The sequence below is a fragment of the Streptomyces sp. Ac-502 genome, from assembly GCF_045222935.1.
Taxonomy (GTDB): Bacteria; Actinomycetota; Actinomycetes; order Streptomycetales; family Streptomycetaceae; genus Streptomyces; species Streptomyces monomycini.
Genome location: NZ_JBHFFO010000012.1, coordinates 45,903 through 68,649 on the forward strand (window position 1 = coordinate 45,903; position 22,747 = coordinate 68,649).

Below are 22,747 nucleotides of genomic sequence, written 5' to 3' on the forward strand. Positions count from 1 at the left end.
AAACAGGAGTTCAGTAATGCTCAAGTTCACCCAGAGGGCTGTCATAGTCGCAGGCGGCATCCTGGCGACAGGCATGCTTCAATTTTCAGTAACAGTACCGGCCCACGCCATTCCTACCGGCAGTGGCACGCCAGCTACGTGCATGGCTTCGCTGAAGAAGTGGGGATACTCCATAACCCCTGAAATTGAAGCAGGGTGCAGTGAGGCCAAAGGCGTGAGCCCCTTCAACTACGTATCTTGCACCAACGCCTTGACGAAAGCTGGCGTAGAATACGGGAATGCGTATGCTGCCTGCTGGCTTCGTCCCGAGAAGCAAAAAGAGTTTCAAGGCGCAAAGCTCCGTATAGGCGAGTGAAGTTCGGCCGCCGTAAAGGAAGCATCTGTTGTAGCGACAGAAGCGGAGGCGCGCCTCAGAAAGCATGGCCGGTTCAGTAACGGGATACGAACAGGACCGGGTCGACTCCATGTCGCCCGGCCCTGTCCGCCCGCTGCTTCAAGAGATTTCCCTGACCCGATACAGCAGGCAGGGCGGAGTGGCGCATCCCAACGCCGCCACTCCCCTGCAATGGGTCAGATATTCGCTGTCCTGCGTCACTGCGGCTCCCCGAGGCGGTCCCCTTGAGCTGCGATGAGGAATTTTGAGTGGCAAGGTGGCCTTGATCCACGAGTGCCGCTGTTCGGGGCTACAGAGAAATTCTCCAGTTGGCCTTGCTGGAATGCGGAGATGGCTGGCGAGTGCTGCTGCGGCAAGGCGATGGCGTCGGGGTGGATCGCGGCGTGTGTGGAGATGTCGGGGCCGGTCGAGCTGCGCGCAGCCCGCCCACGCGGTATGTCCGCCGCGATGCACTGAGGCAGGACGAGCGGGTCCCGACTGTCAGTGTCCGAGCACACCCCGAGTTCAGGTACCGGCACAACGCCATGTCAGCAACCGTGGTCGCCGAGCGCGCCGGTGACCACGTGGTGGTGCAGCATCCGCCGGTACATATCCCGGAAAACGCCCAGAGGTCTTCGGTCTCCCAGTACCGCTGGCACACCACATCCCACGCCACCGCGCCAGCCAGGCTCCGAGTGACGCGCAGGACCCGCTCCACGATGACCCGGTTCGTACCGGCCGAACTCGCCGACGACACCCTGGACATCATCTCCACCCCCACCCCGGCCGAACTACGGATCAGCCCGGACGTCGTCCGTGTCCTGGACCGGGCCCCGCGCTCCTGCGGGGACTGGGTGGACCGCAACATCGCCGCTCTCCGCTGAGCGGACCGGCCCGAGTCACTGCTCTCCCTCCGCTGCCGGGGCGGCAATGACTCAGGTGCTGGAGGTGCCGCAGCCGACCACCGCGTGAGGGCCGGGCCGCAGCGTCATTGGACGGTGCAGCCTGAGCCGGGCCCCGGGGACGTCATGGCTGATCCCCGGGGTCCGTGCTGTGTCCGTCGCCGGGTCAGCTGTCGTGGTCGTCCGGGGCGGTGAGCCAGTTGACGACGTCGGCGTCGGTCATCAGGACCGCCTGCGTCTCGTGGGCGCTGCCCTGCTGGACGACGTGGAAGCGGCCCGGGTGCGGATTCTGCCTTCGGGGCGGGGCCGGCCATCCGGGCGGGGCCGGCCATCGGGGCCAGGCGCCACCGTGTGTCGGCCGTGAACCGCGCCAGGATGACCGTGGCGAACAGCTCGTGGGCCGCGGGCATCCCTGCTAAGGCGGCGGTGTGGGGCCGTCCGTCGAAGATGACGTGGACGCGGGCCGCGCGTCCTGCCCAAAGGGCTTCCACGAGCGCGGCGATGTCCGGGGGCCTCTTCGGGTCGTCCTTCTGCCAGAAGGACTCCCAGTAGCGGGCGAGCTGGCGCAGCGTGGTGTTGGCCTCGTCGATGGCGACGATCAGGCGCGGCACGTCGTCCAGGTCGCCGTCGAGGTCGAGGCGGCGTTCCAGTTCGGCGGCGAGGTGGACCAGGGCGTCGTGGATGCCGGCGATGGTGCCGCGGTGGGTCACCGTCGGCAGGGCCTTCGCCCACAGGTGGGAGATCCGCCTGGGGTCGAGGACCAGGGCGTGGGCGCCCTGGTGGAGGAACTGGGCGGTCAGGAAGCGCAGCATCGTGGTGCGGCCGCCGCCGGTGCCGGTGGCCGCGGGTTCAGGGTTTGCCCGGTCAGGATCCTTCCGCGAGCCCTTGATTCGATGTACGCCTCTCCATTTTCCTGACCCCCAGGTTGGCAAGGACGATAAGCAATGCGGCCAGCAATGCCGGGAGCCATGGGTGCTGTACCCGCAGTCCGGGAGTGAAGTATCCGGTGAACAGGACGGCGAGGAACGTCGTCGCCACGGAGAGCGCGGCCTCCGTCGCCTTCTTGGTTCGCGATGCGAGAGTGGTGAGCCGAAGTCCCAAGCGCAGCGGGTAGATGAACAGCGCTGCCAGGGCGTTGCACGGCAGGAACAGCGCCACGCCCCAAAACAGGGTTCCGATACCGTCGGCTTCCACCAGGTGGAGCGACGCGGCGGCGACGGCAAGGAAACCGAGCAGCACAGCCGCAAGGACAGCAGTGATGACCCCAAGGGCGAGACCGGTCATGCCGAAAGCGGCCAGGGCCTTCTCCCTCCGGGAGAGGGACGCCCAGGTGCTTTCTTCGTCGGGCTGGTGGCTGTCGTCCACGCGTACTCCTTCCAGCGCCCAAACACTGCGGGCGGCACCCCGCCCCAGAAAACGGGGTGCCGCCGGAGAGTGTCTCCTGATCACATGGCAATCAGCATGATGGCCCTGGCGAGGTCGGCGGCGATGTCGGTCGGCACGCCGGCGTGCACCATGGCCACGGAGAGTGCGGTCTCGCTCCAGCTTTCGACGTCCTCGATCGCGTCGGCGATCTATGCGCCGTTGCGGGCGATGAAGTCACCGGCCTTCTTGCTGACCTTGCCGACGATCTTCCCGGCCCAGACGCCGCCGTGCCGCAGCCCGGCGACGATCAGCTTGCGGATGACCGTTCCCGAGCCGAGGATGCGCCCTTGGGCCTTCGGGTCCTCGAGCTGCTGGGCGTACTGCTCGAACTCCCGGATCTGGTTCTTGTCCGCGCCGTCGGCCCGCATGCGGGAGACGAGGTCGCGTACGTCGTCAGCGGTCGGGCGCAGCGGTTCGGCGGTCTGCGAGGCGGTCTTCGCCTCCCGGTGCGCTTCGACGGCATTGGCAGCCGGCGCGGCGACGCCCAGGGCGACGGCGGTCACGGCAGTGGCGGCGGCTATGCGGATGTGGTTCTTGGCCACGTAAGCTTTCCTTTTGCAGGCGAGGGAAGAGGGCATGCAGGACTGCCGGAAGGTGTGGAAACTCAACGGCCCTGAGTCTTCTTCCCCTCGGTCATTTCGAAGCCCATGGCGTAGACACCACCGTGCGGACTAGAGCTGACGCTAACTCAGTTTTTAGGCAAGCCCCCAGGCACAAAGTCCCGAAAAGCGGCCCCAAGATCATGACCCATTCGGCCATGTCTCACACACCCAGCCAAGTGGTAGTTCACGGCCTCTCGGAATGGGCGCTCTGATCGGCCCCCGCGGTTCCCCTTCGTTGGGCAGCAGCCCCGCCTTGGTCCAAGAGGGCTGGAGGGCCAGCCTCAAGTTGCTCGCGGACGCTACCCGGGCAGGTGAGGCGCAGCGAGCTCCGAGGACTGTTCTTGGTCGTCTTCCGCATAGTGCGGTGTTCCTGTTCTGTGCCGTGCCGTTCCGTGTGAACCGGACGGCTCCAGGACGGGATGAGAGTGTCGGCCGAACCGGACACGCCCCGTTTCGCGGACGTTGGCACGGGTACGCGCTGTGGGCAGTGGCCGGACGGCACCAGGACACCGGCAAGCCGCACAAGCAGATGCTGGTGACCACCTTCGTCGACCAGAGCAAGACCGTGTTGTTGCTGTGGAGGACGGGCATCGAGGCCGCGCTACCCCCGCTCGTCGGTGAACAGCCCGGCGGGGAGGTCATCAAGATCGTCGACGGCTGGCCGCTGCCCATCGAGCCCGTTCCCGCCCTCGCCCGTGGTGACCTGAAATGTGGGTAGGGGGAACACGACACCAGTGGGAACGGGCACTGACCATCATGGGCAACTCGCGGTCCAGTGTTCAGGGCTCGATGCCGACGGCCTTCCGCACCGTGGCCCGCTGCTCGTACGCGGCGTCCGACCGGATCGTGCTCACTTGCAGTCGGCGGCCTTGAGCATGGTCTCCAGGGCGCTGCGTTCGTTGCTGGTGACCGTGAGGTTGTAGAACTTTTTCACCCGCACCCAGGCTTTGGCGTAGGTGCACTGGTAGGAGGTGTGGGGCTTCCATGCCTCGGGGCCTTTGGCCCCCTTGGCGGTGTTGTCCTTCTTGTGGACCACCAGGAGCTGCGGCTCGACCATGTCGTTGGCCAGGTTGATCCGCTTTTGCTTGCCTGCGTCACCACTCCATCCGGCGGCGCCGGACTGCCAGGCGTTCTTCAGTGGCACGATGTGGTCCACATCGGCGTCTTTGGTGTAGCTGACCTTGGCGTCCGGGCCACCGTACGGGTTGCCCCAGCGGCCCGAGGTCACCTCGCACGGGTTCTTCTTGTTGGTGTGCTTGATCTGCTTGCCGAAGTAGACCAGCGTCTTGTCCCGGGTGGTGCAGTTGTCCGGCCACTTCTTCCACGCCGTGTTGTCGTCAACCTGGAACTCCCTGCGTGCGTAGCCGCCGACATTCGGTGCGTTGTTGTCCGTGGTCAGGCCGGCCAGCAGGGTCTCGGCGGTCTTCTTCGTCGGTACGTTCTTCAACGGCGGCCACGACTCCGCCCGTGGTGCAGCGGCCGGTGCTTGCGCTGCGAGCCGGGCGGCGCGGGGCTGGGCCGTGGACGGGGCGATCAGAGCGGCGGACAGTGCGGTGGCCAGGGCGGCGGGCAGCAGGGCGCGGTGCAGCGGCATCGGGAGTCCTCGGAAGTGGCGGATCAGGGCTGGGCGTGCAGAGTTCGGTGGGCGGGCCGGGCCGGCAGCACGTTCACCAGTCGACGCATTTGAAGGCCATGCCAATCCAGGCGCCGGCGATCGCGCCGATGCGTCCGTCGGTCCACATCTTCTCCAGCGACGCGCGCTTGGCTCCGTACTGACGGGCAAGTTTGCGGTAGTTCTCGCACGCCTTCGCCTTCGCATCCGGGCGCGATCCGAGCTCGGGGTAGGTACCGCTGTCGTACGGGCTGTTGACGACCATGCCGATCACCGGGGCCATGCCCTTGCCGATGGTGTCGGAGTTCCAGATCCTCTTGCGGTCGTTGGTGGAGACTTTGCGGCCTTCGTCGTCGATCAGGTTCACGCGCAGCTTGTCGCCGTCGGGGGTGCCGTGCCCGCCCCGGTACTTCCAGGTGACCAGCTCGACGGTGTACTTGTTCTTCTGCCAGTTCCAGTTGTCGAAGTCCAGGCCGGCGAAGTACGTCAGGTTGCCGTCCTTGGCGTAGTAGCTGACGCCGCCGCCGACCCCGCCGCCGCTGCTGTTGACCATCTGGATGCGGCCACTGGCGCCCGCGGCGATGGACTTGGGCGGCGCGCCGTAGGGGTACTGGCCGTCGACTCCGTTGCCGGTCGACCACGACGGGGTGTTTCCCGCGATGTGGCTGCGGGACAGCTCCAGGGTGTGGCCGGTGTTGTTGTAGATGACCACCGTGGTCGTCGGGGTGAGGTACGTTCCGGAGGTCATGCCGCCGGCCTGCAGCAGCGGGGTGAAGCTGTAGGCGCGGCCCCAGGCCGACTGCGGCGGATGCGCCGGCGGCTTCGGCCGCACCACAGCCTGCTCCCCGGCGGCCGCGGCGCCGGGCAGCAACACGGCCGGCGTCAGCGCGGCCCCCGCCGCCACCACGGCGACCGCCCATCGTCCCCGCCGCCCGAACCGGAAACTATCGGCATGCATCCGCATCGTCGTCGCTCCTTCGGCCCCGGTCACACACCGCGGCACCGCAGGAAGAGTGCCGTGCGCATCGCCCCCTAACACCCAGCGGCCTTCAAGTCGACTCGAACAGTCGAACGCAGAGGCGTACCGCGCGGGTCGAATGCGGTACGGCGCTGCCCCGGCACCCTTTTGAGACGGGCGGAAGCGCATGCTGGTCGACGACGCGACGGCGCCATGTCGTTGCCTGCCCGTCAGACGGGGCGCAGCACCTCGTCGAAGGCCTGCTGGGCGGTACGCCGTTGCGGCATGGGGACAAGGATCGCGGTGCCGCGGCGGGGGCTGAGGACGAAGGAGGGGCGGCCGGGGCTGACCTTCTTGTCCTGCTGCATCAGAGCCCACACGTGGTCGAAGGAGACGGCCGTGTCCAGGCGGGTGGGCAGGCCCACCTGGTACAGGACGTCTCGGGTGTCGGTGACGGTGCCGTCGGCTGCGGTGATCAGTTCGCAGATACGGGCGGCGAAGACCATGCCCAGAGCGACGGCTTCGCCGTGCCGCAGAGAGAAGCCGGAGGCGGTCTCGAGGGCCTGGCCAGCGGTATGGCCGTAGTTCAAGTAGCGGCGGGTGCCACGGTCGGCGACATCATCGGCGAGGAGCTGGGCCTTGGCCCGCACGCTCATCTCGATCAGGCGTCGGTACCGTTCGGACTGCTGCGCCGGCCCGCGGACCCGATCGGGCAGGAAGTTGAGAATCGCGGGGTCTGCGATGAAGCCGCACTTGATGACCTCGGCCAGGCCCGAGCGGAGCTCGCGCGCGGGCAGGCTCGGCAGGACAGTGGCGTCGGCCAGGACCCGTTCGGGCTGGTGGAAAGTGCCGACCAGGTTCTTGCCGTCCGCGAGGTTGATGCCGGTCTTCCCGCCGACGGAGGCATCCACGAGGGCCAGCAGCGTCGTCGGTGCATGGAGCAGGCGCGTGCCGCGCTTCCACGTGCTGGCCACGAAGCCGGCCAAGTCGGTGACCGTCCCGCCGCCGAGGGCGATGACCAAGTCACTGCGGGTGAACCGGGCTCGGGCCAGGGCCTGGTAGCAGCGGGAGACGACGTCCAGGGTCTTCGCGGCCTCGCCGTCGGGCACCTCGATGACGAGCTGCCGTGGCCCTGCGGTACCGGTGGCCTGCAGGATCCGGGGGAACAGAGCTGCGACCGGGCGGCTGGTGATCACCGCGAGGGTCCGGGCGCTGCCCGCGGCCTCGCGCCAGGTGACCGCACGGTCCAGCTGTCCGGAGGCGAGGGTGAAGGGGTAGGTGGTGCTACCCGCTCTGATGGCGACGGTTCTTGCAGCGGGCTGGGCGGGCCTCTCCTCCATCACGGGCGAGCCTTTCCTTGCGGCACCATCCGGCAGGGCGAAGCCGTCATGCGGCGTCCGCGCAGGCGAAGAATCTGCCCAGGCGCAGTGTTCCCAGTGCAGCGCAGCTGGTCAGGCGGCGCGCGGCGTAATACGCCGTCTGGCGGCCGGCAAAGGCGGTGGCGGCGGTGAGGATAGTGACGGTCAGCTTGACTCTGACGGGAATCCCGGAGTTTCTCCTTGCGGTGGCATGGTCAGCAGGCAGGAGGGGGCAGTGTTTCGGCCCGACCCCCGCGGGTTCCGGTCGGCACTCGTGTGCTGCCCCCTGCTGGAGCCCGTGCAGGTGAACGGGCAGGTCCTGCAGCGGGTCCACCAGGGTCACGGTCTCTGTCTCGGTTGGGGCAAGCAGGGCTCCGAGCGATTCGGGACGCTCGGCTCCGTGGGGCCACCGGGCCGCTGATCGGGGCCTGCGACACGCGCCTGGCCGAGGGCCGCCAGTGCCCTGAGCAGCTGGTCGACCGTGAGCAGGTGCCACATGAAGAAGAGTGCTGAAGCCGTTTGATGTGCCGTGTGCGCCGGTCAGACGGCGGGATCGCTTTCGGTGCCGCGGGACGACCTGGCGGCGTGCCAGCCGAAGACGCGCTTGCCGGTCTGCATCCGACCGTGTTTCCGCACCAACATGCGGCTCACCAGCTGACCGCAAGGGTCAGCGGCGACTTGGCCGGGGATTCGTCGTCCCAGGTGGGGCTGCGACCTTTGGCCGGGCGAGGCGGGGAAGCGGTCCAGCAGCGCCTCCAGGCCCGACGGCCGCGCCCGCCTGGCCCGGCACCTCGCCGCGGCCATGTCAGCTCCGTCCGTGCCAGGTGGGCGCCGATGCAGTTGTGCGCACCCCGGCCGAACACGATGTCCTGGTTCGGCCGCCGGCACAGATCGAGCCGCTCGGGCGCCTCGAACACGGTCTCGTCGCGGTTGGCGGAGGCCAGTGCCGGAAGGACCATGTCCCCGCCCGGATCGCCTGCCCGCGCAGTTCGAGGTCCTCGGCGGCCTGCAGCACCACAACGCCGTTCATCATCGGTACGCAGCGCAGGCACCCCTCCACCGCGCCGGGCAGCAGGCACGGTCATCGCACAGCAGACCATACGCCGAGGCTGGTGGGGATCAGGGCAGGAAGGGGCGTCGCCGCCGGGACTGGCCCTGCGGCCGTACGGCGTACCGCCCCGCGCGGCAGGCTGTTGGCTGCGGTGCACTGGGGTGGGGCGAAGCGGCGTCCCGATGCCGGTGCCCGAGGCGCCCCCGAGGCCCCGGGCACCGGCATCCACGCGGTCAGTGCTCCTGGTCACCGAGAGCGTCAGCGATGGCGCGGTGATGGCGCATCCGCTGGTACGTGGCCGCGAAGGAGCTGAGCGGTGTCTCGGTCTCCCAGTACCGCTGCCCCACGACATCCTGCGCCACCGCTGCGGCCACCCCCTGGGTGACGCGCAGCACCCGCTCCCAGTAGTCCCGGCCGTACAAGTGGCCCGCGTGCTCGGTCAGCATGATCCGCTCGATCCGGCCCCGCTCGGTGTTGGGGCTGTTGTTGGGCACGGTCTCGACGCACTTCAGAGCCCGCTTCGTCAGCAGCCCGGTCACCCCGCGGCCTTCCGGCGCGCACAGCAGCACGCGGTCGGTCTCCGGCCCGACCAGGACCGACGTCGTCGCCTGCTCATAGATGGCCGCCGCAAGCAGCACGGTGACCAGGCGCCGGTCCGGCTCCGCCAGGGTCAGCGCCCATTCCTCACTGGGCGCCGGCCGGCCGGCCTCCTCCAGGTAAGAAATCATCAGGGCGCCCCAGCTCACGCAGTGCTCCCACGTCGACTCCTTCATCCGTCCCGAGGCCGGCTCCCCCGGCTGCGCCTGTCCCTGCTCCGGATCCAATCATGTGCGGTGAGGACCCATGTTTCTTCCATGCCGCGGGCGATGGCTGAGAGCCGTCTTGGAACCTCCGTTGAGGGTTCCAAGACGACCTCTGAGCTGCGAGTCGGCAGCAGGGCCTCTGACCGCACGGGCCAGTGTGCGTGCAGATTCGCATACGACGAAAGCGCCCGGCTGAGATCTCTCAGCCGGGCGCTTGTCGGGGCCCGCACTCCGCTGGCTACCCGTCAGTGCGCAGCAGTTACGCGGTGCGTTGCTCCGGGCCAGTGCTTCTGTCCTCCTGCGGCGAACCGCTCACCGCCAGGTGTTCAGCAGGGCAGTGTGGTCTTGCCGGCAGCGCCGGTGGAGCCGGTGGTGCCGTCCGCGATAGCCGTGGCGTCGGTGCCGTTGCCTCCGGGCTTACCGGGGCACACCGGGCTGGCCGCGCCCCCGGCACCGCCTTTGCCGCCCGTGTGGCCGCCGGCGACGACGGCTGCACCGCCGTTGCCACCCTTGCCACCGGCGATACCGGCGCCGGCATCGCCGACACCGCCCACGCCACCCTTGCCACCAGTGCCGCCGAGCTTGGCCGCACCGCCATAACCGCCGTTGCCACCGTTGCCGTTGGCCCCGCCGGCGCCGCCCGTGCCGCCGGCCCCGCCGACGGTTGCGATACCGGTGGCGTTGCCTCCGGCACCTCCGGTGCCGCCGTTGCCGTTGGCACCCGCGGCGCCACCGGTGCCGCCCAGACCGCCGATGCCCCCGAGGGTTCCGACCCCGTTAGCGCCGTTGGCGCCGGGGGACCCCGCAGCGGTGCGGGACTGTGCGCCGCCCGTACCGGGCTGGGCGGAGGCGAGGGCGGGAGTGAGGGCGAGGCCGGCCACAGCGATCGCCGCGACCAGGAAGGTCCGTGCAGTGTCCATGGTGCGCATGGTGCGCATGGTGCACTTCCTTCGATTTTCAGGTGGAGAGATTCTCCGCCTGACACCCCTCAGCGTAGGGAAGTACGACGCACCGGCGCAATATAGATAATGAACAAAAGCATATAAATAGGATGAACCATGCAAACTTTGGCCGGGAAGTCCAAATTTTATATCCGTTATCGACAATACACTGCCCTCTGTCACCTCGACTCCCAGGCCGTGGGGAGTGAGTCGGCCACCGGAGCGCCAGGTGCCGACTCGCGCGAAAGTGTCCTGCGCCTTTGCGGTTCGTGTTCCGGCCACCTCGCACCCGCTGCGACACACAGCCTGGCGTAAGCCCACGTCAGAGACCCTGCTATCAGGACACGGGCGCGAGAGGCCCACGGACGCTGAGCTGCGAGTCGGCACCTGCCCCCGCATACCCCGCCACCGCCTGATCGCCGCCCGGCTGCGCGCCCGCACCTGGCGGGCCGTGTGCCACTTCGGCAAGCCCTTCCTCACCCTGCTGGGTGTGCTCACCGCTCCCGTCCTGTTGTCCGGCCTCATCTGCGCAATGGCCAACGTGCCGTTTCTCGACGTGCTCGATGCGCTCGGCTCCTTCGTCGGGGGACTCGGCATCGTGGACGTTCTCCGCCGTCGGTGACCTGACGTCGGCGCTGCCGGCCCGATCGCGCATCCTGGCGGGTCAGCAGCTCGGGCCTACTCGCCCGCCGTGCCCCAGCCGCCGAGAAAGTCGGCCAGGGCGCGACGCTGGCCCCTCGCGGGCGATCTGCTCGGCGAGCACCTGGCGGTCGACGTAGGGGGCGACGGCGGCGAGGACCAGGCGCTGCAGCTCGTGCGGCTCAAGGGCCTCGACCTCCCACCGCCCCGGGCGCCCGGGGCCGAGGCCGTGGCTAGGGGTTGGCTGCGGCGGGCGGGTGGTAGCTGTTGAGGGCCCGGTCCGCGAGCGCGCGGGCCCTCACCGAAGGCGCAGCCATGGCCATTCCCGTCGACCAGCTCTCCCACCCCGCGGTACGCACCCTCGTCACCGCCATCAACGCCAACGACCGGCAGGCCTTCGCCGCCGCGCTCACCCCCAGCGCCACGATGTCCGACGACGGCTCGGACCGGGACCTGCAGCAGTGGGCCGACAAGGAGATCTTCTCCTCCAACGGTCACATGGACATCGAGTCCGAGTCCGACGACGGCCTCTCCCTGGTGGCGGACTACCGCAACGACACCTGGGGAGCGATGCGCACCCGCTGGCAGTTCATGGTCGACGACGGCAAGGTGAGCCGCTTCGAGACGGGACAGGCCTGAGCCCTGCGCTGGAAACAGCGGTCATGAAACCGTCAGCCGCTGGGGGCTGGGCGCACCCACGCGGCGAGGCCGCATATCGGCGCAGCTTCGGTCGTCGGGGCACCAACCGCGTGCCGCCGTGACCCGTCAGGTGCCGACCGGGGCGGCGGCGCGGAACGCCCGCGTCATCAGGGCGCCGGGACCGCGCTGGACGGCCCCGGCCCCGGCTCTCCCGGATCCTGTGCAGCACGGCACGCGTCCAGGCGTCGTTGAGCAACGAAAGGCGGCGCACCGGGCCCAACCATGGCGCCGTACGGCACGGCACCTGCCCCGGACTCGTCAACGGCCAGGGCGGCCCGCGGCGTGACGCCCAGCGGAGGCGGAAGTTGAGTAGGTATGGGCGACGCCACCACGACGACCGGTACCGCCCTGCCCGCCGCAGCCACCGAGCAGTTGCTGTTCACCGAGGACTCGACCACGGGAGTGCGCGCCAGGGCGCGCACCACCATCAGCGAGCAGGCCGCCTACGCCCTGTCGGGCGGCGGTGACCTTCACCGCGACGCACACGACGTCGCCGTCACCAACCTCTTGCACTGCACCTCGCGCAGTGTCATCGCTTTCGCCCTCCATCACCTGCGTCCCCTGCTGCCTGACCTCAGCGACGAGCAGTGGGACCGGATCGACGCGGCCGTGACTGCCCTGGGCCTGCGGGACTCAGCAGACTTCACCGGAGCCAACGGCACTGAAGCCGACGACGTGCAGCTGCGCCCCGGCTCTCCCCGCAGGCCAGGCCGGCTGGGGAGGTCCACGCGAAACGGGGCACGCCGCGAGCGGACTTCATTAGAAGAACAGCGAGGCCCGGACCAACTGTCCGGGCCTCCCGCCGTCCAGCCTGCGGCCAGTAGCGATGGCGTCTGTCCCATCTCCTGGTCCAGGGGCGCTGCGGGCTGGCGCTGATCGTGCTGACACGCGGCACTGGAGCGGATCAGCCCAAGGCGATGGCCCGGACCGGATCGGCTGGCCTCAGCGGCTCGATCCGGTCTCACATCGCATCTGTGATCACTAAGCGGGCAAACGCATCCGGTCAGCTGACCACCGATCAAAGAGTCACGCGCTAGTGGATCATGCCACTGCGGGGGAGCAGCGGCGCGGCCTCACACGAAGACGATGGTGAAGCGCTGAGAGTCAGGTCGGTCGCACGCGTCGCCCTCGATCCTGGCTCCGTCGTTGCCGCCCGTCACGGTCCAGCAGAGCCCCATGGAGAACGACCTGAACCCGGTGCCCGGCCTGCCGTCGCCGAAGTAGGTGAACCGCTGATGATAGGAACCGTCCACGCACTGCTGCTGGATGATCGGCCAAAAATGCGTGTTGCCTTCCGAGGCGCTGCCGATAGTCAGGCACTTGTCCGTGAACGTCCTGACCACGTGAACCGGGTCCACGACGCCGAAGCTCACACTCTTGAAGCGCTGGGCAGCCACATTCTGGCACCGGTTCTGTTCAAGCACAGCGCCGTCGCTGGTGCTCTGGTTCCTGATGGTCAGGCACTTGCCCGTGGAAGTCTTGAGCTGGATGGTGCGGTAAGACGGGTACGCCTGCGCGGGCTGAGCTGCTCCGATCGTGGAGGCAAGGGCTGCTGCGGCGGCGACGGCCCCCGCCGATCGTCGCAGAGACCTCATCATGTTGCCGATCACGCGGCCTCTTCTCCTTCGTGGGACGGGCCAGCTCGCACACTCGCCGCTGGACAGCGCTGCTCAGACTCCCCCGGCCGACGGCACGAGGACCCCACAGACCCTCCGGTGTGGCCGATACTCGACGCACCGGTCACGCCCAAGAGTGAACTGAACTGATCAGTTCCGGCCACCCGCCCACACCATTCACGGGATGCTCGGCCTGTCGGAGCGTCAAGGCGACACGCGCTTGCTGCCTCCCATGAGGAACAGGGCCGAGGCGGGGTTGGCCTCAGGCAGGCCGAGCTGGACGGTCTACTCGCGTCCCAGGTGCAGATCCAGCTGGCTCCCCGTGTCGCCTTCCGGCCCTTCGCCGGTCCCGCCCCGGCCGTCCGGACCTGCCTGGCCGTACGCCCGACCCCTCCGTCCCACCGGCTGACCGCGCTACTGGGCGCCTGCCGTGAACTGGAGCGGGCTGACCAACCGGAACGTCCGTAGGCGAACGACGTGTCAAAGGGGCATGACCTGCACATGAGCCGGTCTCAGCAACCAGGCTCACGGCACAGGCGAGGGGCGCGTCGTGGGTGTCCGCGGACAGCAGCGGTGCCGCGGGCAGGTCGCGCAGGGCGAGTACGTGGGCCCGGTGGCCGCGGGCCCGCAAGCCCGCGGCGGTGTGCTCGGCCAGGAGGGCGGTACGGGACGTACGGGTGGACGGGCTGCCGGACAGGACGAGGACGGTGGCCACGACGGAAGCCTCGGGAACTCCTGGAGAAGCAGGGAGACTCGACGGTGAAGGGTGGTGGGCACGGGTGGGCGGAGAGGTCCCGCCCGTCCCGGGTCAGCGCGGGCTGTCGGGCATGCCGTAGGCGTCGGCGATCAGCTCGGTGGAGCGCAGCCGGGCCTGGACGGAGTGGCCGACGCTGCCGATCATGAGTTCGTCTGCGCCGGAGTCCCGCTGGACCTGGTTGAGGTGGGCGGTGACCTGTTCGGGGGTGCCGTGCGGGACGTGGTTCAGCCAGCTGTCGACGGCCTGGCGTTCCTGGGCGTCGTAGGGGTAGGTGTCCACTTCCTCGGGGGACGGCAGCAGGTAGGACTTGCGCTGGAACATGCGGAGCATGGCGTGCGCGAGGGTGCCGGCCTGGCGGCGGGCCTCCCGCTCGTCCTTGGATGCCGCGACGGTGAAGCTGACCAGCGCGTACGGCTCGGCCAGGGCCTTGGACGGAGTGAAGTGCTCGCGGTACAGGCGCAGGGCGGCCACGACATCGCGCGGGTTGAAGTGCGCGGCGAAGGCGAACGGCAGGCCGAGCCGGGCGGCGAGCTGCGCCGAGTAGCCGGACGAGCCGAGCAGCCACACCGGCAGGCGGCCGGTGGGACCGGCGACGCCGTTGAGCCGGTCCTGGACGGGCCCCGGCACGGCGTACACGCGGTCGGCGTAGGGGTGCTCGGCCGGGAAGTCGTCGCCGAGGAAGTGCAGCAGCTCGGCCACCTGCTGGGGAAGTCCTCGGCGCCGCTCGCGCCGCGGCGCAGGGCGGCGGCCGTGGCGTGATCGGTGCCCGGGGCCCGCCCCAGGCCCAGGTCGATGCGGCCGGGGGCGAGGGCGTCCAGCATGCCGAACTGTTCGGCGACGACCAAGGGCGGATGGTTGGGCAGCATGATTCCGCCCGCGCCGAGCCGCAGCCTGCTGGTCTCCGCGGTGAGCCGGGACAGCAGGACGGGCGGACTGGAGGTGGAGACGCCGGGCATGGCGCGGTGAGGCGCCGGCCGACAGTCGCGGCGGATCTCTCTCGGCCAGCGCCCGGCCGTGCCCGACGTAGGTGGGTCAGCCGCGGACGCCGAAGTCGACGCGGTCGGTGAGACCGGCGGCGGCAAAGGCGGCGACGAGCTCGTCGCGGCCCTCGGTGAAGTGGGCCCAGCTGTCGTAGTGGACGGGGACTACGCGGCCGGCGTCGAGGATCTTCGCGGCCTGGGCGGCCTGGGCGCTGTCCAGGACGATCACCTCGCCGTCGAAGACTTCGGTGAAGCGGGGCGCCCCGGCAAGAGGAGGGCCGTGTCTACGGGGGCGAAGCGCTCGGCGATGTCCCGGACCGCCTCGAGGGAGGCATTGTCGCCGCTGACGTAGACGGTGGGCAGGCCCTCGCCGGTCAGGACGAAGCCGACGACCTGGCCGGTGATCGGCTCGACCTCCTCGCGCGGGCCGAGGCCGTGGATGGCGGGCACGCCGGTCACCGTGACCGTGCCGGGTCCGCCGTCCCGGCGCTCGACCTCGACCGACTGCCAGTCGGCGAGGCCGGTGGCCGCCTGGCCGAGACGCTCCCCGCCGCCGGGGGTGGTGAGCGTCAGCGGGACGTCGGCGAGCAGGGCCCGGCCGGAGGTGTCGAGGTTGTCGGCGTGCTCGTCGTGCGAGAGCAGGACCACGTCGACGCGGCCGAGATCGGCCGGGCTGCCGTCAGCCGCCGCCGTCTTGGTCAGCACGACGGCCGGCGCCTGGTGCTCGCCGGGGCCGTCGAAGGTCGGGTCGGTGAGAAAGCGCAGGCCACCGTACTCGAAGAGGGCGGTCGGGCCACCGAAGACGCGCACAGGGAACGGGGCGGTCGGCAAGGTCTGGGAAGACACGAAAGAAGTTCCTCACGGATAGATTGCGCATTAACCGTGAAGCGACTGTACGCACGCCTCACGGATGGAGGCAACCCGTACCATGAGAAGCATGGAAGAGTTCGCGATGGAAGAAGCCGCCCTCCCGTCGGCGCCTGGCGAGGCGGAGCACCCCGCCCTGGCCCTGGCCAACAGCGCCGTCGCACTGCCCGGCGGGCACACGGCCGACCTCCTGAGCACCCCGGCGCGGGCCGAGCAGTGGCTGGCACAGCGCGACCTCGCCCCGGACGGCGCGGGCCTGGCGGAGGTATGCGCGACGCAGCTGCGCTCATTGCGCGAACAGGTCAGGTCGCTACTGGCCTCCCGTGTCGCCGGGCAGCCCGCCCTGCCCGCCGCCGTCACGGCGATCAACGACGCGATGACCCGTGTCCCGACCGCATCCCTGCTGCTGTGGGACGAGAAGACCGGCCCCTACCGCGCCACACCCCACCCCACCACCGCGATCGTCGAACACGCCCTCGCGGTCATCGCCGCCGACGCCGCCGACCTGCTCACCTCCCCCGACGCCCCCCGCCTGACCGCCTGCGCCTCCCCGCCCTGCAACCGCTTCCTGCTCAGGCACGGCCGCCGCCAGTGGTGCTCCACCCGCTGCGGCGACCGCGCCCGCGCCGCCCGTGCCTACGCCCGCCGCACCGCAATGGACTGACGACGCCGCATCGCCGGCCCGGCAGGACACACCAGCACCCCTCCCCGGCACAGCCAGGCCTGCGCAGCCCCCGACGCACCTACTTTGCGGCTGGTGTCTGAGCTAGGACTCCGAGGCCGCGCCTGGACCGGGCCCATAGCCGACGCGACCATCAAACAGGCGGGTCTGCAGGGCCGGTTGCCCCTGCGCCCGTCGTGACCAGCACCAGTTGCCCCCTGCGAAGAAGTGCCCAGACATTCTCCGCGAACTGCTCAGCTCACCCTGTTGAAGAACCCGGGCAGCCGTACGGCCGAGAGCGGCTTCGCCTCCCGCGCGCAGTCGGCCGCGGCCAAGGGCGACGGCCGCCAGCAAGGTGGCCGCTGAGACGCTGGATCACTTCGGCCAGGGGGTCCTTCACCGCGGCTGCCCGGTCTGTCAGTGCTCACTCGCATCATGGAAGGCGTGAGTGAGCAGATCGAGGAACCCGAGCAGGTCCCGCCGTGGCGGCCCAAGAACGGGCCCCAACCGCGGGTGCGGTGCTGGCCGCCCGGCGACCGGCCGGCCCTGTACGTCTACGACAGTGGCACCTGGAAGTACGCGCCCGTCATGGCGCGCCTGGACCACGCCGACGGACGCACCGAATACCAGGTCACCCTCCAGACCAGCCCGGACCGCGGCACCGTGCACCAGGCGTACTGGTGGCCCCAGCCCGGCCTGCGCCAAGCGCACGGCAGCACCCGCGAGCCCACCGACCGCGAACCCATCCCGACGACCACGCCCGGCTGACCTGCGGGCAACCGAGCAACGGGGCACTGGCCGTGCATGGCAGGCCGGCGGCGGGGCAGGATCGGTCCGCCTTGTTCCCGGGGAAGACGAACGAGGTACGGCGGGCTCGGGCCGGCGGCGGCCAGACGCCGGTGACGAACCGGCCCGGCCCGCCCCAGTTCCCGTCCTCTTCCCATCGTTCCCAGCGTCGGCCCAGGAGGCGGGCCGGTACGGGACACTGGTGCGGTGACCACCACCCCTACACCCCGGGCTCTCGGCCGGGGCGTCGCCCAGCTCATCCCCCGAGGCCCGCGAGTTCAGAGAAACTGAAGGGCCTTCGTCGGGAACCCGAGGCTACTGGCTCCTGTGGTGGGCTCTCGCCCGGTGGTTCGCGGCGAACACAGGTGAGGAGCGGACGGACTCCGGCGGTCATCAGCTCGCGTTGCTGCTGGCGCTGAAGTCGTATCAGCGGCGAGGACCAGGCGCTGCAGCTCGTGCGGTTCGAGGGCTTCGACCTCCCACTGCACCGGCCGTGCGGGATCGGGGCCGTGGCGGCGGGCGAAGCCCGCGCCGCAGCCGAGCATGGGACCGGACGACGGCCAGCCTCCTGACAGATGGCATCAGCAATCATTCACCTGCAGTGGGTCTTGCGCCATTGGAGGAAGACGTCCGGGCGGTTGGTGATGATGCCGTCGACGCCCCAGGTGGTCGCGGTCTGCCAGTCAGATTCACGGTCGACGGTCCAGACGAAGACGTCGATGCCGGCGGCCTTGAGTTGGTCGAGGGCGGTGGGGCGGGCCGACAGACCCTTGTAGGCGATCGAGTAGGCCGTGAGGGAGAACTTGCGGGCCGTGACGACCGGGTCCGGGTCAAGGTGGTCGCGGAGGAGGGCGACCTTCATCTTGTAGGCGGAGGCGGCGGCATTGCGTACCACGTCCTCGTCGAAGGACTGGACCATCGTGCGCTCAGCCATTCCGGCCTCGGTGACGAGTTCGAGGGTCTTTTCGACGTGAGCCGGGGACTGCGGGCCCTTGATCTCCAGAAGGAGGCGTGTGGGCCGCTGCTTCAGGGAGGACAGAACCTGTTCCAGGGTGGGAACCCGGCCTCCGCCCTTCACGGTCAGTCTGGATATCTGGTCCGCGGTGAGCTGGTCGATGCGGCCCGTTCCGTCGGTCATCCTGTCGACGGTCGAGTCGTGCATGATGACCGCCTGGCCGTCCTTGGTGAACTGCACATCGGTCTCCACCCATTCCGCGCCGTGGTCGGCGGCCGCCTCCAGCGAGGCGAGGGTGTTCTCCGGGGCGAGCTTGGGCGCGCCGCGGTGGCCGACCGTTTCGGTACGGGAGCAGTGGGCGGCGGAGTCCTGTCCGGAAATCCGGATGTCGTCGATGGTTCCGGCGAAGTGCTCCTGCCAGGCGCTCCGGTAGAAGAGCCGGCCGATCTGCAGGGCACCGGCGGCGCGCCACGGCGTGGTGAATTCGGTGGTCGGCTGGGGTTTGCCGTTGACGAAGAGCTGGATCTTCTTCGCCGCGGCATCGTAGACGCCGGTCAGCTGGGTCCAGACTCCGGCCTGTGCCACATCCGTGCTGATGGAGCGGACGATGTCGGTGTCGTCGGTGTCCTTGGTGTGCCGGTTGAAGACCCACTTGTCGTAGTACTTGGAGTAGTAGAGCTGGAAACCGCTGGCGCGATCACCGGCCTGCGACAAGAACGTGTAGTTACGGTCCTTGGCGTCCAGTTTGACCCAGGCCGACACCGAGAAGGACTTCGTGGTGTCCACCACCGGGCCGGCCGTGGCCGCGTACGCCGTCGTACCGTTCAGGCGTAGTGCGGTGCCCACCTTGCCGGGCACGCCCAGTTCGGCGCCGCCGCCGGCCACCGTGGCGACCGGTCCCGCGCCCTTGCCGCCGCTGACGCTCGCGCTGCCGGACTTCTCGTCCAGCGGGAAGACGGCCAGTTCCTGAAGGTGGACCGGGGTGTCACCTTCGGAGACCGAAGCGGCATCGGCCGCCGTGAGCGGCGACTGGATCACCCGTACGTCGTCGACGACGCCCAGGGCGTTCTCCTGCCAGGCGCTCTTGTAGTGCAGCCGGCCGATCTGGAGGCCGCCGGCGGCCCGCCACGGCGTGGTGAACTCCGTCGACTCCTGGAGCTTGCCGTTCACGAACAGCGAGACCGTCTTCTTCGTCGCGTCGTAGGAGCCGGCCAGGTGTGTCCAGGTGCCCGGCTGCGCGGCGTCCTTGCTCACCGCGCGGACGATGCCGGTGTCGTCGGCATCCTTGGTGTGCCGGTTGAAGACCCACTTGTCGTAGTACTTGGAGTAGTAGAGCTGGAAACCGCTGGCGCGATCACCGGCCTGCGACAAGAACGTGTAGTTACGGTCCTTGTCGCCGAGCTTGACCCACGCCGACACCGAGAAGGACTTCGTGGTGTCCACCACCGGGCCGGCCGTGGCCGCGTACGCCGTCGTACCGTTCAGGCGCAGCGCGGTGCCCACCTTGCCGGGCACGCCCAGTTCGGCGCCGCCGGCCGGCCGGGCGGTGAACTCCTCGGCGGCGCCGCCCACGACCCGCCGCGTCCCGGCCTTCTCGTCCAGGCCGAAAGCCGCCTTTTGCGTCAGTACGTTCCTCACGGCGGAAGTCGGGTCGTCCGGTGGTGATGTGAACAGGCCGCTGGTCGTGGCCGCCCCGAGGAGGATGGCCACCAGGATGGATATCAGGACGGCTGATAGCGCGATTCCGCCGCGCGGTTTCATGTCGGAGCCTCACTCATGGGCCAGCCGGGCATGCGGGAAGCGGGTACTCACACGCCGACGGAGAGACTGAAAAGAGGGGCCCGGCCGCGACGCGAGCGCCGGGCCGGATCCCGAGGGTGAACAGGAACGGCGACAGTCAACCGGTCACCTGGATGCCGTCGTTGATGCTCTCGGCGGCAGCGACGGCCCGGTCCCAGACCCGCACGCTGTCGATGGTCCCGGCGGCGTTCTCCTGCCAGGCGCCCTTGTAGTGCAGCCGGCCGATCTGGAGGGCCCCTGCGGCGCGCCAGGGCGTGGTGAATGCGGTGGCCGGCTGGGGTTTGCCGTTGACGAAGAGCTGGATCTTCTTCGCGGCGGCGTCATAGACGCCGGTCAGCTGGGTCCAGACTCCGGCCTGTGCCGCTTCGGTGCTGGTGGAGCGGATGATTTGGGTGTCGTCGGTGTCCTTGGCGTGGCGGTTGAAGACCCACTTGTCGTAGTACTTGGAGTAGTAGAGCTGGAAACCGCTGGCGCGATCACCGGCCTGCGACAAGAACGTGTAGTTACGGTCCTTGGCGTCCAGTTTGACCCAGGCCGACACCGAGAAGGACTTCGTGGTGTCCACCACCGGGCCGGCCGTGGCCGCGTACGCCGTCGTACCGTTCAGGCGTAGTGCGGTGCCCACCTTGCCGGGCACGCCCAGTTCGGCGCCGCCGCCGGCCACCGTGGCGACCGGTCCCGCGCCCTTGCCGCCGCTGACGCTCGCGCTGCCGGACTTCTCGTCCAGCGGGAAGACGGCCAGTTCCTGAAGGTGGACCGGGGTGTCACCTTCGGAGACCGAAGCGGCATCGGCCGCCGTGAGCGGCGACTGGATCACCCGTACGTCGTCGACGACGCCCAGGGCGTTCTCCTGCCAGGCGCTCTTGTAGTGCAGCCGGCCGATCTGGAGGCCGCCGGCGGCCCGCCACGGCGTGGTGAACTCCGTCGACTCCTGGAGCTTGCCGTTCACGAACAGCGAGACCGTCTTCTTCGTCGCGTCGTAGGAGCCGGCCAGGTGTGTCCAGGTGCCCGGCTGCGCGGCGTCCTTGCTCACCGCGCGGACGATGCCGGTGTCGTCGGCATCCTTGGTGTGCCGGTTGAAGACCCACTTGTCGTAGTACTTGGAGTAGTAGAGCTGGAAACCGCTGGCGCGATCACCGGCCTGCGACAAGAACGTGTAGTTACGGTCCTTGTCGCCGAGCTTGACCCACGCCGACACCGAGAAGGACTTCGTGGTGTCCACCACCGGGCCGGCCGTGGCCGCGTACGCCGTCGTACCGTTCAGGCGCAGCGCGGTGCCCACCTTGCCGGGCACGCCCAGTTCGGCGCCGCCGGCCGGCCGGGCGGTGAACTCCTCGGCGGCGCCGCCCACGACCCGCCGCGTCCCGGCCTTCTCGTCCAGGCCGAAAGCCGCCTTTTGCGTCAGTACGTTCCTCACGGCGGAAGTCGGGTCGTCCGGTGGTGATGTGAACAGGCCGCTGGTCGTGGCCGCCCCGAGGAGGATGGCCACCAGGATGGATATCAGGACGGCTGATAGCGCGATTCCGCCGCGCGGTTTCATGTCGGAGCCTCACTCATGGGCCAGCCGGGCATGCGGGAAGCGGGTACTCACACGCCGACGGAGAGACTGAAAAGAGGGCCCGGCCGCGACGCGAGCGCCGGGCCGGATCCCGAGGGTGAACAGGAACGGCGACAGTCAACCGGTCACCTGGATGCCGTCGTTGATGCTCTCGGCGGCAGCGACGGCCCGGTCCCAGACCCGCACGCTGTCGATGGTCCCGGCGGCGTTCTCCTGCCAGGCGCCCTTGTAGTGCAGCCGGCCGATCTGGAGGGCCCCTGCGGCGCGCCAGGGCGTGGTGAATGCGGTGGCCGGCTGGGGTTTGCCGTTGACGAAGAGCTGGATCTTCTTCGCGGCGGCGTCATAGACGCCGGTCAGCTGGGTCCAGACTCCGGCCTGTGCCGCTTCGGTGCTGGTGGAGCGGATGATTTGGGTGTCGTCGGTGTCCTTGGCGTGGCGGTTGAAGACCCACTTGTCGTAGTACTTGGAGTAGTAGAGCTGGAAACCGCTGGCGCGATCACCGGCCTGCGACAAGAACGTGTAGTTACGGTCCTTGGCGTCCAGTTTGACCCAGGCCGACACCGAGAAGGACTTCGTGGTGTCCACCACCGGGCCGGCCGTGGCCGCGTACGCCGTCGTACCGTTCAGGCGTAGTGCGGTGCCCACCTTGCCGGGCACGCCCAGTTCGGCGCCGCCGCCGGCCACCGTGGCGACCGGTCCCGCGCCCTTGCCGCCGCTGACGCTCGCGCTGCCGGACTTCTCGTCCAGCGGGAAGACGGCCAGTTCCTGAAGGTGGACCGGGGTGTCACCTTCGGAGACCGAAGCGGCATCGGCCGCCGTGAGCGGCGACTGGATCACCCGTACGTCGTCGACGACGCCCAGGGCGTTCTCCTGCCAGGCGCTCTTGTAGTGCAGCCGGCCGATCTGGAGGCCGCCGGCGGCCCGCCACGGCGTGGTGAACTCCGTCGACTCCTGGAGCTTGCCGTTCACGAACAGCGAGACCGTCTTCTTCGTCGCGTCGTAGGAGCCGGCCAGGTGTGTCCAGGTGCCCGGCTGCGCGGCGTCCTTGCTCACCGCGCGGACGATGCCGGTGTCGTCGGCATCCTTGGTGTGCCGGTTGAAGACCCACTTGTCGTAGTACTTGGAGTAGTAGAGCTGGAAACCGCTGGCGCGATCACCGGCCTGCGACAAGAACGTGTAGTTACGGTCCTTGTCGCCGAGCTTGACCCACGCCGACACCGAGAAGGACTTCGTGGTGTCCACCACCGGGCCGGCCGTGGCCGCGTACGCCGTCGTACCGTTCAGGCGCAGCGCGGTGCCCACCTTGCCGGGCACGCCCAGTTCGGCGCCGCCGGCCGGCCGGGCGGTGAACTCCTCGGCGGCGCCGCCCACGACCCGGCGTGCGCCGGCCTTCTCGTCCAGGCC

Annotated in this window: 24 protein-coding genes and 2 pseudogenes; 9 read left to right on the forward strand and 17 right to left on the reverse strand. The window is 69.3% G+C overall.

Features of this window, described 5'->3' with window-relative positions:
• The first annotated feature begins 16 nt into the window (after positions 1-16).
• Both ACEXOX_RS47040 and ACEXOX_RS47045 read left to right on the forward strand, forming a co-directional pair.
• Entirely contained in the window at positions 17-355 is a 339-nt protein-coding gene (locus ACEXOX_RS47040) for a hypothetical protein (protein ID WP_406527101.1), read from the forward strand.
• Between the two features lie 563 nt (positions 356-918).
• Positions 919-1,257 (forward strand): hypothetical protein, encoded by a 339-nt coding sequence (locus ACEXOX_RS47045; RefSeq protein ID WP_406527102.1) that lies wholly within the window; start codon positions 919-921, stop codon positions 1,255-1,257.
• Between the two features lie 104 nt (positions 1,258-1,361).
• Here ACEXOX_RS47045 and ACEXOX_RS47050 read toward each other — a convergent pair whose 3' ends face one another.
• From ACEXOX_RS47050 to ACEXOX_RS47060, 3 genes are all read right to left on the reverse strand, one after another.
• Positions 1,362-2,087 (reverse strand): hypothetical protein, encoded by a 726-nt coding sequence (locus ACEXOX_RS47050; protein ID WP_406527103.1) that lies wholly within the window; start codon positions 2,085-2,087, stop codon positions 1,362-1,364.
• 52 nt (positions 2,088-2,139) lie between these two features.
• The gene (locus ACEXOX_RS47055; protein WP_406527104.1) at positions 2,140-2,640 is read right to left on the reverse strand and encodes a hypothetical protein; all 501 of its coding nucleotides are present in this window, start codon (positions 2,638-2,640) and stop codon (positions 2,140-2,142) included.
• 209 nt (positions 2,641-2,849) lie between these two features.
• The gene (locus ACEXOX_RS47060) at positions 2,850-3,242 is read right to left on the reverse strand and encodes a hypothetical protein (RefSeq protein WP_406527105.1); all 393 of its coding nucleotides are present in this window, start codon (positions 3,240-3,242) and stop codon (positions 2,850-2,852) included.
• A gap of 547 nt (positions 3,243-3,789) precedes the next feature.
• Between ACEXOX_RS47060 and ACEXOX_RS47065 the strand changes: the two genes are divergently transcribed.
• Positions 3,790-4,020 carry a hypothetical protein gene (locus ACEXOX_RS47065; RefSeq protein ID WP_406527106.1) on the forward strand — a complete coding sequence of 77 codons (231 nt, stop codon included), beginning with the start codon at positions 3,790-3,792 and terminating at the stop codon, positions 4,018-4,020.
• A 132-nt stretch (positions 4,021-4,152) separates the two neighbouring features.
• Here the strand turns inward: ACEXOX_RS47065 and ACEXOX_RS47070 are convergent, their stop codons facing one another.
• The 7 genes from ACEXOX_RS47070 to ACEXOX_RS47100 all read right to left on the reverse strand — a co-directional run bounded on the left by ACEXOX_RS47070 (position 4,153) and on the right by ACEXOX_RS47100 (position 10,022).
• The gene (locus tag ACEXOX_RS47070) at positions 4,153-4,896 is read right to left on the reverse strand and encodes an HNH endonuclease family protein (RefSeq protein ID WP_406527107.1); all 744 of its coding nucleotides are present in this window, start codon (positions 4,894-4,896) and stop codon (positions 4,153-4,155) included.
• Between the two features lie 73 nt (positions 4,897-4,969).
• Positions 4,970-5,878, reverse strand: coding sequence for a hypothetical protein (locus tag ACEXOX_RS47075; RefSeq protein ID WP_406527108.1), 909 nt, complete (start codon positions 5,876-5,878; stop codon positions 4,970-4,972).
• A gap of 224 nt (positions 5,879-6,102) precedes the next feature.
• Complete coding sequence (gene aroB, locus ACEXOX_RS47080; protein WP_406527181.1) at positions 6,103-7,212, reverse strand: 3-dehydroquinate synthase; 1,110 nt, start codon at positions 7,210-7,212, stop codon at positions 6,103-6,105.
• Between the two features lie 46 nt (positions 7,213-7,258).
• Complete coding sequence (locus ACEXOX_RS47085) at positions 7,259-7,573, reverse strand: hypothetical protein (protein WP_406527109.1); 315 nt, start codon at positions 7,571-7,573, stop codon at positions 7,259-7,261.
• A gap of 304 nt (positions 7,574-7,877) precedes the next feature.
• Positions 7,878-8,189 carry a hypothetical protein gene (locus ACEXOX_RS47090; RefSeq protein ID WP_406527110.1) on the reverse strand — a complete coding sequence of 104 codons (312 nt, stop codon included), beginning with the start codon at positions 8,187-8,189 and terminating at the stop codon, positions 7,878-7,880.
• 325 nt (positions 8,190-8,514) lie between these two features.
• Positions 8,515-9,027 carry a hypothetical protein gene (locus ACEXOX_RS47095; protein WP_406527111.1) on the reverse strand — a complete coding sequence of 171 codons (513 nt, stop codon included), beginning with the start codon at positions 9,025-9,027 and terminating at the stop codon, positions 8,515-8,517.
• A gap of 383 nt (positions 9,028-9,410) precedes the next feature.
• Positions 9,411-10,022, reverse strand: coding sequence for a hypothetical protein (locus ACEXOX_RS47100; RefSeq protein WP_406527112.1), 612 nt, complete (start codon positions 10,020-10,022; stop codon positions 9,411-9,413).
• A gap of 454 nt (positions 10,023-10,476) precedes the next feature.
• Between ACEXOX_RS47100 and ACEXOX_RS47105 the strand changes: the two genes are divergently transcribed.
• The 3 genes from ACEXOX_RS47105 (at position 10,477) to ACEXOX_RS47115 (ending at position 12,239) form a co-directional block, all read left to right on the forward strand.
• Positions 10,477-10,647, forward strand: coding sequence for a hypothetical protein (locus ACEXOX_RS47105; protein WP_406527113.1), 171 nt, complete (start codon positions 10,477-10,479; stop codon positions 10,645-10,647).
• A gap of 332 nt (positions 10,648-10,979) precedes the next feature.
• Complete coding sequence (locus ACEXOX_RS47110; protein ID WP_406527114.1) at positions 10,980-11,303, forward strand: nuclear transport factor 2 family protein; 324 nt, start codon at positions 10,980-10,982, stop codon at positions 11,301-11,303.
• Between the two features lie 375 nt (positions 11,304-11,678).
• Positions 11,679-12,239 carry a hypothetical protein gene (locus ACEXOX_RS47115; protein ID WP_406527115.1) on the forward strand — a complete coding sequence of 187 codons (561 nt, stop codon included), beginning with the start codon at positions 11,679-11,681 and terminating at the stop codon, positions 12,237-12,239.
• Positions 12,240-12,436: 197 nt separating this feature from the next.
• On the opposite strand, the gene ACEXOX_RS47120 is transcribed toward ACEXOX_RS47115, so the two are convergent.
• The 4 genes and pseudogenes from ACEXOX_RS47120 to ACEXOX_RS47135 all read right to left on the reverse strand — a co-directional run bounded on the left by ACEXOX_RS47120 (position 12,437) and on the right by ACEXOX_RS47135 (position 15,562).
• A complete protein-coding gene (locus ACEXOX_RS47120; protein WP_406527116.1) occupies positions 12,437-12,973 on the reverse strand; it encodes an RICIN domain-containing protein in 537 nt (178 codons plus the stop codon).
• A gap of 268 nt (positions 12,974-13,241) precedes the next feature.
• Positions 13,242-13,694 (reverse strand): NAD(P)H-dependent oxidoreductase, encoded by a 453-nt coding sequence (locus ACEXOX_RS47125; RefSeq protein WP_406527117.1) that lies wholly within the window; start codon positions 13,692-13,694, stop codon positions 13,242-13,244.
• Between the two features lie 93 nt (positions 13,695-13,787).
• A pseudogene (locus ACEXOX_RS47130) lies at positions 13,788-14,818 on the reverse strand (LLM class flavin-dependent oxidoreductase).
• Positions 14,769-15,562, reverse strand: a pseudogene (locus tag ACEXOX_RS47135) (MBL fold metallo-hydrolase). Before ACEXOX_RS47135 ends, ACEXOX_RS47130 begins: the two co-directional pseudogenes overlap by 50 nt.
• Positions 15,563-15,644: 82 nt before the next feature.
• Between ACEXOX_RS47135 and ACEXOX_RS47140 the strand changes: the two are divergent.
• The 3 genes from ACEXOX_RS47140 to ACEXOX_RS47150 all read left to right on the forward strand — a co-directional run bounded on the left by ACEXOX_RS47140 (position 15,645) and on the right by ACEXOX_RS47150 (position 17,012).
• Positions 15,645-16,247, forward strand: a complete 603-nt coding sequence (locus tag ACEXOX_RS47140) for a CGNR zinc finger domain-containing protein (protein ID WP_406527118.1) — start codon at positions 15,645-15,647, stop codon at positions 16,245-16,247.
• 225 nt (positions 16,248-16,472) lie between these two features.
• Positions 16,473-16,610, forward strand: a complete 138-nt coding sequence (locus tag ACEXOX_RS47145) for a hypothetical protein (RefSeq protein ID WP_406527119.1) — start codon at positions 16,473-16,475, stop codon at positions 16,608-16,610.
• A 78-nt stretch (positions 16,611-16,688) separates the two neighbouring features.
• The gene (locus tag ACEXOX_RS47150) at positions 16,689-17,012 is read left to right on the forward strand and encodes a hypothetical protein (protein ID WP_406527120.1); all 324 of its coding nucleotides are present in this window, start codon (positions 16,689-16,691) and stop codon (positions 17,010-17,012) included.
• Between the two features lie 610 nt (positions 17,013-17,622).
• On the opposite strand, the gene ACEXOX_RS47155 is transcribed toward ACEXOX_RS47150, so the two are convergent.
• The 3 genes from ACEXOX_RS47155 to ACEXOX_RS47165 form a co-directional block, all read right to left on the reverse strand.
• Positions 17,623-19,746, reverse strand: coding sequence for a glycerophosphodiester phosphodiesterase family protein (locus ACEXOX_RS47155; RefSeq protein WP_406527121.1), 2,124 nt, complete (start codon positions 19,744-19,746; stop codon positions 17,623-17,625).
• 136 nt (positions 19,747-19,882) lie between these two features.
• On the reverse strand, positions 19,883-21,325 hold the full coding sequence (locus tag ACEXOX_RS47160; RefSeq protein WP_406527122.1) for a LamG domain-containing protein: 1,443 nt from the start codon (positions 21,323-21,325) through the stop codon (positions 19,883-19,885).
• Positions 21,326-21,460: 135 nt separating this feature from the next.
• Positions 21,461-22,747, reverse strand: a 1,287-nt coding sequence (locus tag ACEXOX_RS47165; protein ID WP_406527123.1) for a LamG domain-containing protein, incomplete at its 5' end; no start/stop codon positions are given.

Coding starts and splice junctions, on each gene's coding strand:
- ACEXOX_RS47155 (WP_406527121.1), bottom strand. CDS start 19,746: ATGAAACCGCGCGGCGGAATCGCGCTATCAGCCGTCCTGATATCCATC.
- ACEXOX_RS47110 (WP_406527114.1), top strand. CDS start 10,980: ATGGCCATTCCCGTCGACCAGCTCTCCCACCCCGCGGTACGCACCCTC.
- ACEXOX_RS47075 (WP_406527108.1), bottom strand. CDS start 5,878: ATGCGGATGCATGCCGATAGTTTCCGGTTCGGGCGGCGGGGACGATGG.
- aroB (WP_406527181.1), bottom strand. CDS start 7,212: ATGGAGGAGAGGCCCGCCCAGCCCGCTGCAAGAACCGTCGCCATCAGA.
- ACEXOX_RS47160 (WP_406527122.1), bottom strand. CDS start 21,325: ATGAAACCGCGCGGCGGAATCGCGCTATCAGCCGTCCTGATATCCATC.
- ACEXOX_RS47050 (WP_406527103.1), bottom strand. CDS start 2,087: ATGCTGCGCTTCCTGACCGCCCAGTTCCTCCACCAGGGCGCCCACGCC.
- ACEXOX_RS47115 (WP_406527115.1), top strand. CDS start 11,679: ATGGGCGACGCCACCACGACGACCGGTACCGCCCTGCCCGCCGCAGCC.
- ACEXOX_RS47100 (WP_406527112.1), bottom strand. CDS start 10,022: ATGCGCACCATGCGCACCATGGACACTGCACGGACCTTCCTGGTCGCG.
- ACEXOX_RS47040 (WP_406527101.1), top strand. CDS start 17: ATGCTCAAGTTCACCCAGAGGGCTGTCATAGTCGCAGGCGGCATCCTG.
- ACEXOX_RS47070 (WP_406527107.1), bottom strand. CDS start 4,896: ATGCCGCTGCACCGCGCCCTGCTGCCCGCCGCCCTGGCCACCGCACTG.
- ACEXOX_RS47090 (WP_406527110.1), bottom strand. CDS start 8,189: ATGGTCCTTCCGGCACTGGCCTCCGCCAACCGCGACGAGACCGTGTTC.
- ACEXOX_RS47140 (WP_406527118.1), top strand. CDS start 15,645: ATGAGAAGCATGGAAGAGTTCGCGATGGAAGAAGCCGCCCTCCCGTCG.
- ACEXOX_RS47045 (WP_406527102.1), top strand. CDS start 919: ATGTCAGCAACCGTGGTCGCCGAGCGCGCCGGTGACCACGTGGTGGTG.